The following is a 14984-nucleotide window of genomic DNA, read 5'->3' as shown; positions in this document are numbered from 1 at the left end:
GGTGAGCGGACCGGACCCCGCGGTGACGGTGGCCGCGCCGGTCGGGTTCAGTCCCGCCGGCGGATCAGGGTGACCCCGTCACGGACCGGCAGCATCACCGACTCGACCCGGTCGTCGGTGACGATCCGGTCGTTGAGGCCCGCCACGGCAAGGTCCGATTCGTCCTGCGGGTCGAGGACCCGCCCGTCGCGCAGCACGTTGTCGAGGACCATCAGGCCGCCCGGGCGCAGCCGCGGCACCAGCTCGTCGTAGTAGTCCGGGTAGCCGGTCTTGTCGGCGTCGACGAACGCGAAGTCGATCACCGGGTCGGCCGGCAGCGCCCGCAACGTCTCGAGGGCCGGCGCGATCCGCAACTCGATCCGGTCGGTCAGCCCGGCCCGCTGCCAGTAGTCGCGGGCCACTGCGGTCCACTCCTCGGAGACGTCGCAGGCCAGCAGCCGTCCACCCGGGCGCAGGCCGCGGGCGATGCAGATCGACGAGTATCCGGTGAACGTGCCCACCTCGACGGCGTTCGTGGCGCCGGTGAGCCGCACCAGCATGGTGAGCAGGGCGCCCTCGTCGTGCGAGACCTGCATGCCGGACGGGCCCGGCAATTTCGCCCGGGTCTCGGCGGCCAGGTCGCGCAGCACCTCGTCGGCGGGTGTGCAGTGGGTCAGCAGGTAGTCGCCGACGGCGGGATCGATGATGTCAGCCATACCGGACAGCTTTCCGCAAACCCGGCGGCCGCGTCTGCCCCGGGGCTCAGCTGCTGAAGATCAGGTAGGCCCAGCCGCCGATGAGGAGAACGAGGATCAGGGCGAGCACCCAAGTCGGCACCCGGTGGTTGCCCTCGCGGTTCTTCTCGATCTCGGTGCGGATCTTCTCCCGGCGCCGCTCCAGCCTGTTGAGCCGGACCTCGGAGTCGGTGCGATCAGTGGGTTCAGGCAGGCCAAAGTTCGTCATAGCGGAGCCAGCGTAGCCTCCACCGGTGACCGGCGCCCACCCAGCGGTGAGGTGGACGCCGGACGCCGGTCACATGCTGGCGATCAGGCGCTCCACCCGCTCGTCGTAGGCACGGAACGGGTCCTTGCAGAGGACCGTCCGCTGCGCCTGGTCGTTGAGTTTCAGGTGCACCCAGTCGACGGTGAAGTCGCGCCGTTTCTCTTGGGCGTGCTTGATGAACTCGCCGCGCAGCCGGGCCCGGGTGGTCTGCGGCGGAGTCTCCTTCGCCTCGAAGATCTGCAGATCGTTGGCGATCCGGTCGACCGTCTTGCGCTTCTCCATCAGGGCGTAGAGGCCGCGGCCCCGGCGCACGTCGTGGTAGGCCAGGTCGAGCTGCGCGATCCGCGGGTGCGACATCGGGATCTCGTGCTTGGCCTGGTAGCGCTCGATCAGCTTGTACTTCGACACCCAGTCGATCTCCCGCGCGACCGGGTCGAGGTTTTCCGACTCGATCGCGTTGAGCACCCGGCCCCACAGCTCGACGACCCGCTTGGCGACCGGGTCGCCGCCGCGCCGCTCGACGAACTCGGTCGCCTTCGCCAGATACTCCTGCTGGATCTCCAGCGCGGAGACCTCCTTGTTGTTGGCGAGGCGGATCTTGCGGCGGCCGGTGACGTCGTGGCTGACCTCGCGGATCGCCCGGATCGGGTTTTCCAATGTCAGGTCACGCATCACCACGCCGGCCTCGATCATGCGGAGCACGATGTCGGCGCTGCCCACCTTGAGCAGGGTGGTGACCTCGTTCATGTTCGAGTCGCCGACGATCACGTGCAGGCGCCGGTAGCGCTCGGCGTCGGCGTGCGGCTCGTCGCGGGTGTTGATGATCGGGCGGGACCTGGTCGTCGCGCTGGAGACGCCCTCCCAGATGTGCTCGGCCCGCTGCGACAGGCAGAACACCGCGCCGCGGGGCGTCTGGAGCACCTTGCCGGCGCCGCAGATCAGCTGGCGGGTCACCAGGAACGGGATGAGCACGTCGGCGAGCCGGCCGAACTCGCCGTGCCGGCTCACCAGGTAGTTCTCGTGGCAGCCGTACGAGTTGCCGGCGGAGTCGGTGTTGTTCTTGAAGAGGTAGATCTCCCCCGCGATGCCCTCGTCGTGCAGACGCTTCTCCGCGTCGACGAGAAGGCCTTCCAGGATCCGCTCGCCGGCCCGGTCGTGGGCGACCAGATCGGTGACGGAGTCGCACTCGGGGGTCGCGTACTCAGGGTGGGAACCGACATCGAGGTAGAGGCGGGCGCCGTTGCGAAGGAACACGTTGCTGCTGCGTCCCCAGGAGACCACTCGGCGGAACAGGTAGCGGGCCACCTCGTCGGGCGACAGCCGCCGCTGCCCCCGATAGGTGCACGTGACTCCGTACTCGGTCTCGAGGCCGAAAATTCGCCGTTCCATGTCAGAACACTACCGGCAGAAACCGGTTCAGCGGCACCCACAACCGGCCCTTTCCATGATTGCGGGGCGTGGTCGTCATGACCACGCCCCGCAACCGTCGTGCGAACGCTACTTCTCGGTGTCCTCCGAGGCCGCCGACTCGGTGGGCTTGCCCTCGGCCGGCGCGGGCGGGGCCGCGTCGACCTCGCCCAGATCCGCGTCCGACACGGCCTCGTGCCCGAGCAGGGTGGTCAGCGCCGCCCCGGTGAGCCGCCGGAACGCCCGGCCCGGCCGCCGCCGGTCCAGGACCGCCACCTCGAGCTGCTTGTCGGTGAGCTGGCGCGGCTGCCCGTTCTCCCCGCCGACACTGCCCAGCGCCTCCGCGGCCAGCGCCAGCGCCACGGTCAGCTCAGCCGTCGCGTCGTGCCGGTCACGCAGCACCGTCGCGATCGCCTCGGCCTGGCCGCCCATCGCCATGAAGCCCGGCTCGTCCATGACCGAACCGTCGTAGGTGATCCGGTAGAGCTCGTCGGCCGCCGGCGTGGCGCCGACCTGCGCGACGCAGATCTCCACCTCGTACGGCTTCTGCGTCTCCGAGAAGATGGCGCCGAGCGTCTGGGTGTACGTGTTGGCCAGCGCCCGGCCGGTCACGTCCCGCCGGTCGTAGCTCAGGCCGACCATGTCGGCCATCCGCACACCGCCGCGCCGCAGCGCCTCGAACTCGTTGTACCGCCCGACCGCCGCGAACGCGATCTTGTCGTAGATCTCGCTGATCTTCCGCAGGGTGGTGATGTTCTCGGCGACCAGCAGGATGCCGCCCTCGTAGGTGAGCACCACAGCCGACCGGCCGCGGGCGATGCCCTTACGGGCGTACTCCGAACGGTCCCGCTGAACCTGCTCGGGTGATGCGTAGAACTGCATGGCCACGGGTGGCTACCTCTCTTCCTCGAAGTACGGGTCAGCCGCCCGGGTTATCGTGACGCCCCGCGACGACCCTCTCGGCCACCGTGGCGATCTCTTCGTCGCTCAGCCGGTGGGTGCCGGCCGCCGAAGCGGTCATCACCACCGGGTAGATCTTGCGGATGACGTCCGGCCCGCCGGTCGCGGTGTCGTCGTCGGCCGCGTCATACAGCGCCTCGACCGCCAGCGTGATCGCGTCCTCGGTGCTCACGCCCGCCCGGTAGCGCTTCTTGAGCGCCGATTTCGCGAACAGCGAGCCCGAGCCGATCGCCTCGTAGCCGGTCTCCTCGTAGAGGCCGCCGGCCACGTCGAAGCTCCAGATCCGGCCGGGGCTCACACCCTCGGCCGGGGCCAGGTCGAACCCGGCGAACAGCGGCACCACGGCCAGGCCCTGCATGGCCGCGCCCAGGTTGCCACGCACCATCGCGGCCAGGCGGTTCGCCTTGCCGTCGAGGGAGAGCATGGCGCCCTCGATCTTCTCGTAGTGCTCCAGCTCGACCTGGAACAGGCGGATCAGCTCGATGCCGATGCCGGCCGTCCCGGCGATGCCGATCAGCGAGTAGGCGTCGGCCGGGTGGACCTTCTTGATGTCCCGGCTGGCGATCAGGTTGCCCATGGTCGCCCGGCGGTCACCGGCCATCACCACGCCGTCGGCGGTCGCGATCGCGACGATCGTGGTGCCGTGCGGCGCGATGTCGGCGGACAGGCCCGGCGGCAGCGGCCGGCGGCCCGGAAGCAGCTCCGGGGCGGCCTGACTCAGGAACTGCGTGAAGGAGGACGTCGAAGTGCTGGTGAAGAAATCCGGTAGACGCCCGGATGGATCAAAGCCCGTCGCCACGTGGTTCCTTTCAGGTACGTGCAGTTGAGGCACACTATCCCGCTGGAGCCCGCGGGGCGCTCAACATCATCGACATGTCTTGGGGAAATGGCGGACGCCGCCGAAACGGCGGCGCCCGGTCATTCAGAAACGGACAAAACCCTCACTGGCCGCCCTTTTGGACGTAGCCGCGGACGAACTCCTCGGCGTTCTCCTCCAGGACGGAGTCGATCTCGTCCAGGAGATCGTCGACGTCCTCGGTGATCTCGGCGTGCCGTTCCGCTACCTCGGGACTGGCCTCGACGGTGACGTCCTCGATCTCCTGGTCGCTGCGGCCCTTTCCGCTCTGCGACTGACCACCTGTGTCTCGGGTTGCCATGGATGTCCCCCTTCTCAGCCGTCCCCGAAGTCCTGCAACATCGGGTTGGGAAAAACCTACCTCGCGCCTATGACGAAACGGCCCGCCGGAACGGGTGTTTTATTACCGGCTCGTGATCACCTCGAGCAGATCCTTCGCGCTCTCACACGTGTCGAACAGCGCGCCGACATGCTTCTTGGTACCGCGTTCCGGCTCCATCATGGGCACCCGCACCAGCGACTCCCGGCCCACATCGAAGATCACCGAGTCCCAGCTGGCGGCGACCACCTCGGAGGCGTACTGCGCGAGGCAGCGGCCGCGGAAGTAGGCCCGGGTGTCCTCCGGCGGCTCGTACATGGCCCGCTGCGTGGTGTCCGGGTCGAGCAGGGTCTTCATCGACCCGCGCGCCACCAGGCGGTGGTAGAGGCCCTTCTCCGGCCGCACGTCGGAGTACTGGAGGTCGACGAGCTGAAGCTTCGGCGACGACCAGCCCAGGTTCTCCCGCTCCCGGTAGCCCTCCAGCAGGCGTAGCTTGGCCACCCAGTCCAGGCTGTCGGAGAGCAGCATCGGGTCGCGGCCGAGCTTGTCGAGCGCGTCCTCCCACCGGTCCAGCACGTCGGCGGTCTGCTCGTCGACGTCGGCACCGAGCCGGTCGTCGACGAACTGGCGGGCCCGCTCGAAGTAGGCCCACTGGAGGTCGAGCGCGGTGAGCCGGCGGCCGTCGCGCAGGCGCATCAGGTGCTTGAGCGCCGGGTCGTGGCTGACCGCCTTGAGCTCGCTCACCGGGTCGGCGATGCCGAGCTCGCCGGTGAACACCTTCTCCTCGATCATGTTGAGGATGAGGGCGGTGGTGCCCACCTTGAGGTAGGTGGAGATCTCCGACAGGTTCGCGTCGCCGATGATCACGTGCAGGCGGCGGTACTTGTCGGCGTCGGCGTGCGGCTCGTCCCGGGTGTTGATGATCGGCCGCTTGAGCGTCGTCTCCAGGCCCACCTCGACCTCGAAGAAGTCGGCGCGGGAGGAAATCTGGAAACCGGCGCCGCTGCCGTCCTGCCCGATGCCGACGCGACCGGCGCCGCAGAAGATCTGCCTGGTCACGAAGAACGGCGTGAGGTGGGCGACGATGTCGGCGAAGGCCGTCTGCCGGCGCATCAGGTAGTTCTCGTGCGCCCCGTACGACGCGCCCTTGTTGTCGGTGTTGTTCTTGTAGAGCTGGATCCGGTGCGTGCCGGGGATCGTGGCGGCGCGGCGGGAGGCCTCGGCCATCACCCGCTCGCCCGCCTTGTCCCACTTGACGACGTCGAGCGGGTTGGTCACCTCGGGCGTGCTGTACTCCGGGTGGGCGTGATCGACATACAGGCGGGCGCCGTTGGTCAGTATCACGTTGGCCAGGCCGAGATCCTCGTCGGCGAGCGCCTCGGCCGGATCGTAGGCGGCCCCGGAGTAGGTGAAGCCACGGGCGTCGCGCAGTGGCGACTCCTCCTCGTAGTCCCAGCGGGCGCGGCCTTTGCTGCTGAGCTCGGGGCGGGCGCCGTAGGCGTTGACCACCTGGGAGGACGTGACCATCGGATTGGCACCGGGCTGGCCGGGAACCGAAATGCCGTATTCGACCTCGGTCCCCATAATCCGTCGAACGCTCATGCGACCACCCTGTCCGCCACGAAGCTGCGCCTGCTCATGTATCGAGCCTAGACGCTCCGCCCGGCCTTTCCGAGACTCCCCGTACCCGCGTCGGAACCTTGAGTGTCACCGGCGGGCGCATCCTCCTGGTGATCGACGGCGGGTCACGAATCAGAATCGGTCAGACGGGCACCCGGTCGGCGGGCCGCGGCCCCTCCGCCGCGCCGGTCCGCGGCCGGGCCAGGGCCTGCGCCGGGCGTTCCACCCAGCGGTGCCCGGCCCACGCCGCGGCCAGCGACCCGACGACGAAGGCCACCGCGGTCAGCAGCGGCCGCTGGGTGTGGTGGCGGATCACCGCGAGGACCGGGATGTGCAGCAGATAGAGCGAGTAGCTGATCATGCCGAGCCGGACCAGGACCACCGGCACCCGCCGCTCCCGGAGCCCGAACGCGACCCCGAACGTCACCGCGACCGCGACCGCCACCGCCGGGGTGACGTGCACCGCGACGCCGGCGCCGACCAGGAGCAGCACCAGCACGGCCGGGATCCGGCCGAGCCGCCGGTGCTGGACCCGGTGGACCACCGTGCCGGCGAACATCACCGCCAGCATCTGCGCGGCCTGCCCGGACGACGCGCTGGTCACCTGATCGGTGGCATGGCCGTTAAGGAGCGGCAATGCGAGGAAGACGATGCCGGCCAGGCCGGCGGCGAGCGTGAGGGGCCTCCGGCCGAGGTGGTACGCCCAGAGCACGCACCCCAGGAGCACCAGCGCCGCGACCGCGACGATCCGGCGGTGCCCGGCCGTCCCGCCGAGCAGATCGTCCGGCAGCCCGAACACCGCCACCACGGTGAGCCCTGCCGCCCACCAGGCGCCGTCGCCGTTGCGCCGCCACACGAACAGGCCGGCGACCATCAGGTAGAAGACCATCTCGAAGGAGAGCGTCCAGAACGGCCGGAGCACGCCACGGGTGCCGATCAGGTCCTGGAGCATCGTCACGTGCCCGAGGACGCTGGCCGTGGTCTCCCCGGACAGCTGGGCGGGCATGCGCATGATCCCGGCCGCGCCCAGCCCGATCGTGACCAGCACGGCGAACAGGTAGGCCGGATAGATCCGCAGCAGCCGGCCGGTCCAGAACCGGCGCAGGTCACCGTGCCGTTCCAGCGACATCGGGATCACGTAGCCGCTGACCAGGAAGAACAGCAGCACACCGTACTTGCCGAGGTCGATGACCTGGAAGATCCGCAGGTGCCGTTCGGAACCGAGCACCAGCGGGCTGACGTGGAAGGCGGCCACGACGACCGCGGCCCAGCCACGCAGCGCGTCCAGCCAGGCCAGGCGGGGGGTGATCACACGGGGTTGAACGAGGCCGGGGCCGGAGGGAAACCCCTCCGGCCCCGGTCGTGGTACGTCCTACAGGTACTGGCCGGTGTTGGTCGCGGTCTCGATGGACCGGCCGGCCTCGGCGCCCTTGCCACCGGAGACGAGCGTGCGGATGTAGACGATCCGCTCGCCCTTCTTGCCGGAGATCCGGGCCCAGTCGTCCGGGTTGGTGGTGTTCGGCAGGTCCTCGTTCTCCCGGAACTCGTCGACGCAGCTGTCGAGCAGGTGCTGGAGACGCAGTCCCTTCTTGCCGGAGGTGAGGAACTCCTTGATCGCCATCTTCTTGCCACGGTCGACGATGTTCTGGATCATCGCGCCGGAGTTGAAGTCCTTGAAGTACAGGACCTCCTTGTCACCGTTGGCGTAGGTGACCTCCAGGAAGCGGTTCTCCTCCGTCTCGGTGTACATCCGCAGGACGACCGCCTCGATCATCGCGGCGACCGTCGCGTCCCGGTTGCCGCCGTGCTCGGTGAGGTCGTCTCCACTGAGCGGCAGGTCGGCCAGGATGTACTTGGCGAAGATGTCCTTCGCCGCCTCCGCGTCCGGGCGCTCGATCTTGATCTTCACGTCGAGCCGGCCGGGACGCAGGATGGCCGGGTCGATCATGTCCTCCCGGTTGGAGGCGCCGATCACGATCACGTTCTCCAGGCCCTCGACACCGTCGATCTCACTGAGCAGCTGGGGAACGATGGTGTTCTCCACGTCACTGGAGACACCCGAGCCACGGGTCCGGAAGATCGAGTCCATCTCGTCGAAGAACACGATCACCGGGGTGCCCTCGCCGGCCTTCTCACGAGCCCGCTGGAAGACCAGGCGGATGTGCCGCTCGGTCTCACCCACGTACTTGTTGAGCAGCTCCGGGCCCTTGATGTTGAGGAAGTAGCTGGTGTGCTTCTCCTCGCCACGCCGCTCGGCGATCTTCTTGGCCAGTGAGTTGGCCACCGCCTTGGCGATCAGGGTCTTGCCGCAGCCGGGCGGGCCGTAGAGCAGGATGCCCTTCGGCGGGCGCAGCTGGTGCTCCCGGAACAGGTCGGCGTGCAGGAACGGCAGCTCGACCGCGTCGCGGATCTGCTCGATCTGCGAGTGCAGACCACCGATGTCGGTGTAGTCGACGTCGGGGACCTCCTCCAGGACGAGCTCCTCGACCTCGCTCTTCGGGATCCGCTCATAGGCGTACGCCGAGCGGGGCTCGATCATGAGCGAGTCACCGGCGCGCAGCTTGTCGATGTCGAGCGAGTCGGCGAGGAACACGATGCGCTCCTCGTCGGCGTGCGACATGACCAGCGCCCGATCGCGGGGGCCGCCGGACGGGTTGTCCAGCACCTCCTTGAGCGAGACGACCTCGCCGGTGCGCTCGAACCCGAACGCGTCGACGACGTTGAGCGCGTCGTTCAGCAGGACTTCCTGTCCCCGCTGAAGCTCGTCGGCGGCGAGCGACGGCGAGACCGCCACCCGCAGCTTGCGGCCACCGGTGAACACGTCCACCGTGCCGTCCTCGTGCGCCGCCAGGAAAACGCCGTAGCCGCTGGGCGGCTGGGCGAGCCGGTCAATCTCTTCCTTGAGAGTGACGATCTGGGCCCTGGCTTCCTTGAGGGTCGCCACGAGCCGCTCATTGTTCTCTGTCACTCGGGAGAGCTGCGCCTGCGTCGCCGCGAGCCGTTCCTCGAGCTGCCGGACGTGTCGGGGGCTCTCCGTCAACTTCCGCCGAACCAGAGCGAGTTCCTCTTGCAGAAACGCGACCTGACTGGAGAGATCGTTGACTTCCTTCTCCGCTCGCGCGGCGCGGGAGTCCGCTTCGTCGCTACGTGCCACGTCCCACCTCCCCGGGGGGCTTGAACGTCTTGGGTTAACACTAGCTGTTGCGAAGCGGTTTTCGACCCATGCAACACCCTCGTCACCGACTCTTGATCGATTGGTGCGACCACGGCTGAGCCGGTCGGACATAGTTCGGGTACCGTCGGCCCCGACGGGTTGCGGGAGGTAGACGTGTCAGCCGACACTGATGAGCTGCGGGTCTGGATCGATCAGGATCTCTGTACCGGTGATGGACTCTGCGTTCAGTACGCCCCGGAAGTGTTCGAACTGGACATCGACGGCCTCGCGTATGTAAAAGACCACACCGGCGAGTTGTTGCAGGCCCCGGGTGTGCGGGCGGACGTGCCGCGGCAGTTGTTGCTCGAGGTCATCGACTCGGCCAAGGAGTGCCCGGGCGACTGCATCCACGTGGAGCGGGCCGCCGACGGGGTCGCCGTCGCCGGCCCGTTGAGCTCGGTTGAGTGAACCTGACTGAAACTCAGAGGGTGGGACGGCCGACCAGTGAGGCGACCACCCGGGAGAACTCCTCGAGCCGGGCGATCTGGCCGGCGCCGCCGTCGTCGAGCGTCTTGCCGAAACGCAGCGCGTCGTGGCGCAGCGGCGCCCGGCCCTCGTCCTCACCCACGCCGGGCGGCGGGACCGCGTCGTCGACCGAGCTGAGCAGCAGGTAGACGTCGATGCTGTCGACCCGGGCCTGCCCGTTCGGGGTACGGGTGAGCCGCCGCCGGCAGCCCACCTCGGTCACCGTCGACAGCGGCACCACCCGCAGTGACGACGTCATCGCGCCGACCGGGCCGTCACCCGGCGCCACGTCCTCGCCGTGCCACAGGACCAGGCGGCTGCCGTCACAGACGACGACCTCCTGCCACACCCCGTTCACCTCGTTGACGAACCGCTCCAGGGTGAAACACAGCACCTGCGCGCCCCGCAGCACCCCGAACAGCGCCTCCAGGGCCACCTCGGGGTCACGCAGATAGGCGCGGGCGGCCGAATCCAGGTCCGGGTACGGCGACCAGTCGGGGAAGACCGCCGGCATCTCGTTGCTGCCGCCGAACGGTGGAGAACTCATCGCGCGCCCACTCCTGTCCTCCCGACCCGGAAACCATCAGGGAACCTACCGGATTCCAGATACGACGGTCACTCCCCCGCTGCTTCCACGGCCTGAGCCGCCAGCGCCGCCTGGGTGGCCTTGCGGATCGCGTACGCCTCGGCGCCCTTGCTCGGCTTGCGCCGCCGTGGCGGCGCGGTGACGCCCGGGGCGAGCTTGCGGGCCGAGACCAGGAAGGCGGTGTGCGCGATCATCCGGTGGTCCGGGCGGACCGCGAGCCCGTCGGCGTGCCAGTCGCGGACCAGCGACTCCCAGGCCCGCGGCTCGGTCCAGCCGCCCCGCTCACGCAGCGCCTCGACCAGCTCGGACAGCTGCGGGGTGGTCGCCACGTAGCCGATGAACACGCCACCCGGGATCAGCGACTTCTCGACCATGTCGAGAGCCTCCCACGGGGTCAGCATGTCCAGGATGATCCGGTCGAAACCGGTGATGTCGTTGCCCGCCACGTCGCCGTTGTGCAGGTGCCACGCCGGGTGCGGGCCACCGAAGAACGCCTCCACGTTCTTCCGGGCGATCGCCGCGAAGTCGTCGCGCAGCTCGTAGCTGTGCACCTCGCCGGAGCTGCCCACGGCCCGCAGCAGCGAACAGGTCAGCGCGCCCGAGCCGGCCCCCGCCTCCAGCACCTTCGCGCCCGGGAAGACGTCACCCATCGCGACGATCTGCGCCGCGTCCTTCGGGTAGATCACCTGCGCGCCCCGCGGCATCGACAGCACGTAGTCCGACAGCAGCGGGCGCAGCGCCAGGTAGGCGGTGCCGCTGGCGGCGGTGATGACGCTGCCGTCCGGCAGGCCGATCAGCTCGTCGTGCGACATCGCGCCGCGGTGCGTGTGGAACGCCTTGCCGGGCTCCAGCACGATCGTGTGCATCCGGCCCTTCGGGTCGGTGAGCTGAACGCGGTCGCCCACCCGGAACGGCCCACGGTGCGCGGGAACGTCGTCGACGGTGGTGGCTGGGATTGTGGTCACTGCTCTTCTCTCAGGAGATCGCTAATTCCGGCCGGCGCGCCTGGGTTCCAGCACGGCGGCCACGTCGGCGACCCGCAGGACGCCCACGACATCCTCGCCTGCGGTCACCAGGTACTGCGCGCCAGGGTGGGCCTGCAGCGCGCGAACCACCTGCTCACCGGTGAGCCCGAGCGGCAGCGTGGTCAGCGCGTCACGGGACCGGGCCACGCTCTCCACGCTCACCCATGGCCGCCGGTCGACCGGAATCCGCTCGGCGGCGACCGGATCGACCAGTGCGGTGAGGCTACCCGCCGAGTCGGCGACCGCGAGCACCACGTCCGGCCTCGGGTCCTCCGCGCGGCGCCGCTGCGCCTCACCCAGCGGCGTGCCGGCCGGCACCGCCAGCACCGGCCGGACCAGCGCGCCCAGGTCCACCAGCGGAAACCGCCCGGTCATCCGGCCCAGCCGGATCGACTGCCCGGCGCCCTGCCACAGGGTCAGCACCACCAGCAGCACGAACACCAGCCCCAGCCCGGTGATCACGTCCAGCCGGTACAGCACCAGCGCCAGCGACCCGGTGACCAGCGCCAGCACCCGGCCCGACCAGCCGGCCGCCACCGTCGCCCGGTTCCGGTCCTTCATCAGCGCCCACAGCAGCGCCCGCAACGCCCGGCCACCGTCCAGCGGCAGGCCCGGCAGCACGTTGAAGAACGCCACCAGCACGTTGCTCAGCGCCAGCTGGAAGGCGATCTGCCCGGACACCGTGTCATTGGGCAGCGCCAGCGCGGCCACCGTCGCCACCCCGCCGAGCAGCAGCGACACCGCCGGGCCGGCCAGCGACACGAGCGCGTCCACCCGGGGGGCCGGCGCGTCCCGGTCCATCTCGGTCCACCCGCTCAGCAGCTCGAGAGTGATCCGGCGCACGCCGATGTCGAACCGGCGAGCGGTCAGCGCATGCCCCAGCTCGTGCAGCAAGACCGAGCCGAGAAGACAACCCACAAACCCGAGCCCCACCAGGTACGCCCACGGCTGCGCCAGATTCAGCTCGGTGCGGGCGTAGTTCCCATACACCACCGTGACCAGCACCGCGAGCAGCAGCATCGACCCGTTCGCATGCACCGGGATGCCGGCCACGTGCCCCACCGGCCGCCCGGCCCCGGGCGGCGGCCCCTGCACTGCTCGGCTCTGCTCCACGCGATCGATGCTACGGACACGCACGCGCGGGACCCACCCCGCGTTTTTCGTCGTACCCCTGGCCTAGCCTCTTTGACATGACGGCGCTCTCTCCCATGGCGGCCCAGCCGGTGTCCCCGACCCCGCAGCCGGTCCCGGCCCAGTCCGGCGACCGTGCCCGGCGCCCGGAGACCCCGGCCGGGCCGTCGCTGTCGCCCTCCCGGGCGGCCGACTTCAAGACCTGCCCGCTGCTGTTCCGCTTCCGCACCGTGGACAAGCTGCCCGAGACCCCGTCGGCCGACCAGATCCGCGGCACCCTGGTCCACGCCGTGCTGGAGCGCCTGTTCGACCTGCCCGCCGCCGACCGCACCCCGGAGGCGGCGGCCGCCCTGGTCACCCCGGAGTGGGAGGGTCTGCTCGCCCGGGAGCCGGAGCTGGCGGCGGTCTTCGCCACCGACCCACCACCCAGGGGCCGCCCGGCCCGCCCCGCAGCCCCGGCGTCGTCCGCCACTCCAGCCACCGGCGTCGGCCGCGCCGCACCTGCCGTCTCCCCAGCCACCTCAGGCGGCCACCCAACCGCTGACGTCGCGGCCGGCGCTCCGCACGCTGCCACCTCCGGCGCCGCGGACGGTAGCGGGCGTGCTGCCGCCTCCAACGCCACCACCGGCATCCCAGGCCACCCCACCCCCGCTCACGCCACCACCGGCACCCCGGGCCACCCGACCTCCGCTGACGGCACTGCCGGCACCCCCGGCCACCTCACCTCCGCTGACGCCACCACCGGCACTTCAAGCCACCTCACCTCCGCTGACGCCACCACCGGCACGCCTGGCCACCTCACCTCCGCTGACGCCGCCACCGGCACCCCGGGCCACCTCACCTCCGCTGACGCCATCACCGGCACCCCGGGCCACCCCGCCTCCGCTCATGCCATCACCGGCAACTCGGGCCACCCCGCCTCCGCCGCCGCAGACGGCCACGGTTTCGGCGAAGGTGCGGTCACCTCGGCCGTCGGCCAAGGTGCCGCCGCGTCGGGCGCCGCGGGTGGAGAGTCGGCCGCGGCCGGCGGGCTGATGCGGGATCCAGCCGCGGTCGAGGCCGAGATCGACGCGACCGGCCAGGCCGCGCTGATCGATCTGCCGGGTGGCGCAGGCGAGGCGGCCCGGATCGCCGCCTTCCTGGCCGGCGCCCGCGACCTGCTCGCCGGCTACTTCGCGGTGGAGGACCCCCGCCGCCTGCAACCGGCCGAGCGCGAGACCCTGATCTCCACGACGATCGGCGACGACCTGCTGCTGCGCGGCTACATCGACCGTCTCGACATCTCACCGGCGGGCGACATGCGGGTGGTCGACTACAAGACGGGCGGCGCCCCCAGGGAGGCTTTCGAGGGCCGGGCCCTGTTCCAGCTGAAGTTCTACGCCCTGGTCCTGTGGCGCGCCCGGGGCGTGGTCCCCCGAGCCCTGCGCCTGCTCTACCTGAAAGACGCCGAGGCCCTGGACTACAGCCCCGAGGCAGGCGAGCTGGAACGCTTCGAACGCACCTTGATCGCCCTCTCCACCGCGATCGAGCGGGCGAAGCGTGACAGAGACTTCCGCCCCAAGCCGAGCCGCCTGTGCGGCTGGTGCAGCCACCAGGCTCTGTGCCCCGAGTTCGGAGGCACGCCGCCCCCGTTCCCGGAACTGCCCGTAACCACCTCGTTCACCCCGGACACCGAACCCGACCGGGTAGGCGCCCTGCTCCGGGACGATCCCCTTGGCTGACCCCCGCCCCGCGCGGTCTCTACCCCGCCCCGCGCGGTCTCCACACCGCCCCGCGCGATCTCTACCCTGCCCGCGATATCGCCTCGCGCGGTCTCCACACCGCCCCGCGCGATCTTTACCTCTCCCCGCGATACCGCCCGCGCGGTCTCCACACCGCCCGACCAGCTACCCGGGTCCGCAGCCAGCAACACGACACGCACTGCGCGCCGATCAGAGGCCTTCGTATGAGCGACCGAGATCGCGTTCCCGAACCCGCCTCGACAACGTGCCGGACCGAGGCCGTCATATGAAACTCGGATCTCCTTCCCGTAGCCGCCCCGACAGCACGCCGGGCGAAGGCCGCCAGGAACCGCGTTTCCGCGCCCGGCCTGGCAGAGGCCACCGCATGAACAACCCGGATCGCCTTCCCGCAGCCGCCCCGACAGCACACCGGGCGAAGGCCGCCAGAAGCCGCGTTTCCACGCCCGGCCTGGCAACGGGCCGGGCAGAGGCCATCGCATGAGCGGCCCGCTTCGGGTGCTGCTTGCGGATGCGGCACCCCTGCAACGGGCCGGGCTGCGGGCGGTGCTCGTCGGTGGCCGTACCGGTTCGCCGGGCACCGAAGGTTCGGCAGGTGGCGGGACCGGTTCGCCGGGCGGGAACAGTCAGGCGGGCGGCTCCGGTTCGCTCGACAGGAACGGTTCGGTGGGTGGCTCCGGA

General features: G+C 70.2%; 13 protein-coding genes and 3 pseudogenes. 4 read left to right on the top strand and 12 right to left on the bottom strand.

The genetic code is table 11. The annotated features are described in order from the left end of the window. Nucleotides 1–47 precede the first annotated feature (47 nt). The 9 genes from AB0E94_RS32845 to arc form a co-directional block, all read right to left on the bottom strand. The gene (locus tag AB0E94_RS32845) at nt 48–695 is read right to left on the bottom strand and encodes a class I SAM-dependent methyltransferase (RefSeq protein WP_360334351.1); all 648 of its coding nucleotides are present in this window, start codon (nt 693–695) and stop codon (nt 48–50) included. Nucleotides 696–741: 46 nt separating this feature from the next. Continuing rightward, a complete protein-coding gene (locus AB0E94_RS32840) occupies nt 742–942 on the bottom strand; it encodes a hypothetical protein (RefSeq protein ID WP_360334344.1) in 201 nt (66 codons plus the stop codon). A gap of 69 nt (nt 943–1011) precedes the next feature. Continuing rightward, complete coding sequence (gene pafA / locus AB0E94_RS32835; protein ID WP_106320375.1) at nt 1012–2370, bottom strand: Pup--protein ligase; 1359 nt, start codon at nt 2368–2370, stop codon at nt 1012–1014. A gap of 108 nt (nt 2371–2478) precedes the next feature. Continuing rightward, nucleotides 2479–3276: a proteasome subunit alpha gene (gene prcA / locus AB0E94_RS32830; protein WP_360334341.1), complete on the bottom strand. Its 798-nt coding sequence runs from the start codon at nt 3274–3276 to the stop codon at nt 2479–2481. A gap of 31 nt (nt 3277–3307) precedes the next feature. Next, nucleotides 3308–4147, bottom strand: a complete 840-nt coding sequence (gene prcB / locus AB0E94_RS32825) for a proteasome subunit beta (protein ID WP_360334338.1) — start codon at nt 4145–4147, stop codon at nt 3308–3310. 142 nt (nt 4148–4289) lie between these two features. Continuing rightward, nucleotides 4290–4505, bottom strand: coding sequence for a ubiquitin-like protein Pup (locus AB0E94_RS32820; RefSeq protein WP_109588753.1), 216 nt, complete (start codon nt 4503–4505; stop codon nt 4290–4292). A 102-nt stretch (nt 4506–4607) separates the two neighbouring features. Continuing rightward, entirely contained in the window at nt 4608–6125 is a 1518-nt protein-coding gene (gene dop / locus AB0E94_RS32815; RefSeq protein WP_360334334.1) for a depupylase/deamidase Dop, read from the bottom strand. 160 nt (nt 6126–6285) lie between these two features. Beyond that, nucleotides 6286–7455, bottom strand: a complete 1170-nt coding sequence (locus AB0E94_RS32810) for an acyltransferase (protein WP_360334331.1) — start codon at nt 7453–7455, stop codon at nt 6286–6288. 60 nt (nt 7456–7515) lie between these two features. Then, nucleotides 7516–9297: a proteasome ATPase gene (arc, locus tag AB0E94_RS32805; protein ID WP_360334329.1), complete on the bottom strand. Its 1782-nt coding sequence runs from the start codon at nt 9295–9297 to the stop codon at nt 7516–7518. A 174-nt stretch (nt 9298–9471) separates the two neighbouring features. Here arc and AB0E94_RS32800 point away from each other — a divergent pair, with 174 nt between their 5' ends. Continuing rightward, the gene (locus AB0E94_RS32800) at nt 9472–9765 is read left to right on the top strand and encodes a ferredoxin (protein WP_360334326.1); all 294 of its coding nucleotides are present in this window, start codon (nt 9472–9474) and stop codon (nt 9763–9765) included. 13 nt (nt 9766–9778) lie between these two features. Here the strand turns inward: AB0E94_RS32800 and AB0E94_RS32795 are convergent, their stop codons facing one another. The 3 genes from AB0E94_RS32795 to AB0E94_RS32785 all read right to left on the bottom strand — a co-directional run bounded on the left by AB0E94_RS32795 (nt 9779) and on the right by AB0E94_RS32785 (nt 12486). Then, nucleotides 9779–10369, bottom strand: a complete 591-nt coding sequence (locus AB0E94_RS32795) for a hypothetical protein (RefSeq protein WP_093611934.1) — start codon at nt 10367–10369, stop codon at nt 9779–9781. A 68-nt stretch (nt 10370–10437) separates the two neighbouring features. Then, nucleotides 10438–11373, bottom strand: a complete 936-nt coding sequence (locus tag AB0E94_RS32790; protein ID WP_360334323.1) for a tRNA (adenine-N1)-methyltransferase — start codon at nt 11371–11373, stop codon at nt 10438–10440. A 21-nt stretch (nt 11374–11394) separates the two neighbouring features. Next, nucleotides 11395–12486, bottom strand: a complete 1092-nt coding sequence (locus tag AB0E94_RS32785; protein ID WP_360334452.1) for a site-2 protease family protein — start codon at nt 12484–12486, stop codon at nt 11395–11397. Between the two features lie 155 nt (nt 12487–12641). Here AB0E94_RS32785 and AB0E94_RS32780 point away from each other — a divergent pair. From AB0E94_RS32780 to AB0E94_RS32770, 3 pseudogenes are all read left to right on the top strand, one after another. Further along, a pseudogene (locus tag AB0E94_RS32780) lies at nt 12642–12977 on the top strand (PD-(D/E)XK nuclease family protein); the annotation flags it as partial. 627 nt (nt 12978–13604) lie between these two features. Next, nucleotides 13605–14285 (top strand): annotated as a pseudogene (locus AB0E94_RS32775) (PD-(D/E)XK nuclease family protein); the annotation flags it as partial. A gap of 498 nt (nt 14286–14783) precedes the next feature. Next, a pseudogene (locus AB0E94_RS32770) lies at nt 14784–14984 on the top strand (hypothetical protein); the annotation flags it as partial.

The organism is Actinoplanes sp. NPDC026670 (genome assembly GCF_040638175.1).
Taxonomy (GTDB): domain Bacteria; phylum Actinomycetota; class Actinomycetes; order Mycobacteriales; family Micromonosporaceae; genus Actinoplanes.
This window is presented reverse-complemented; position numbering and strand designations above follow the sequence as displayed.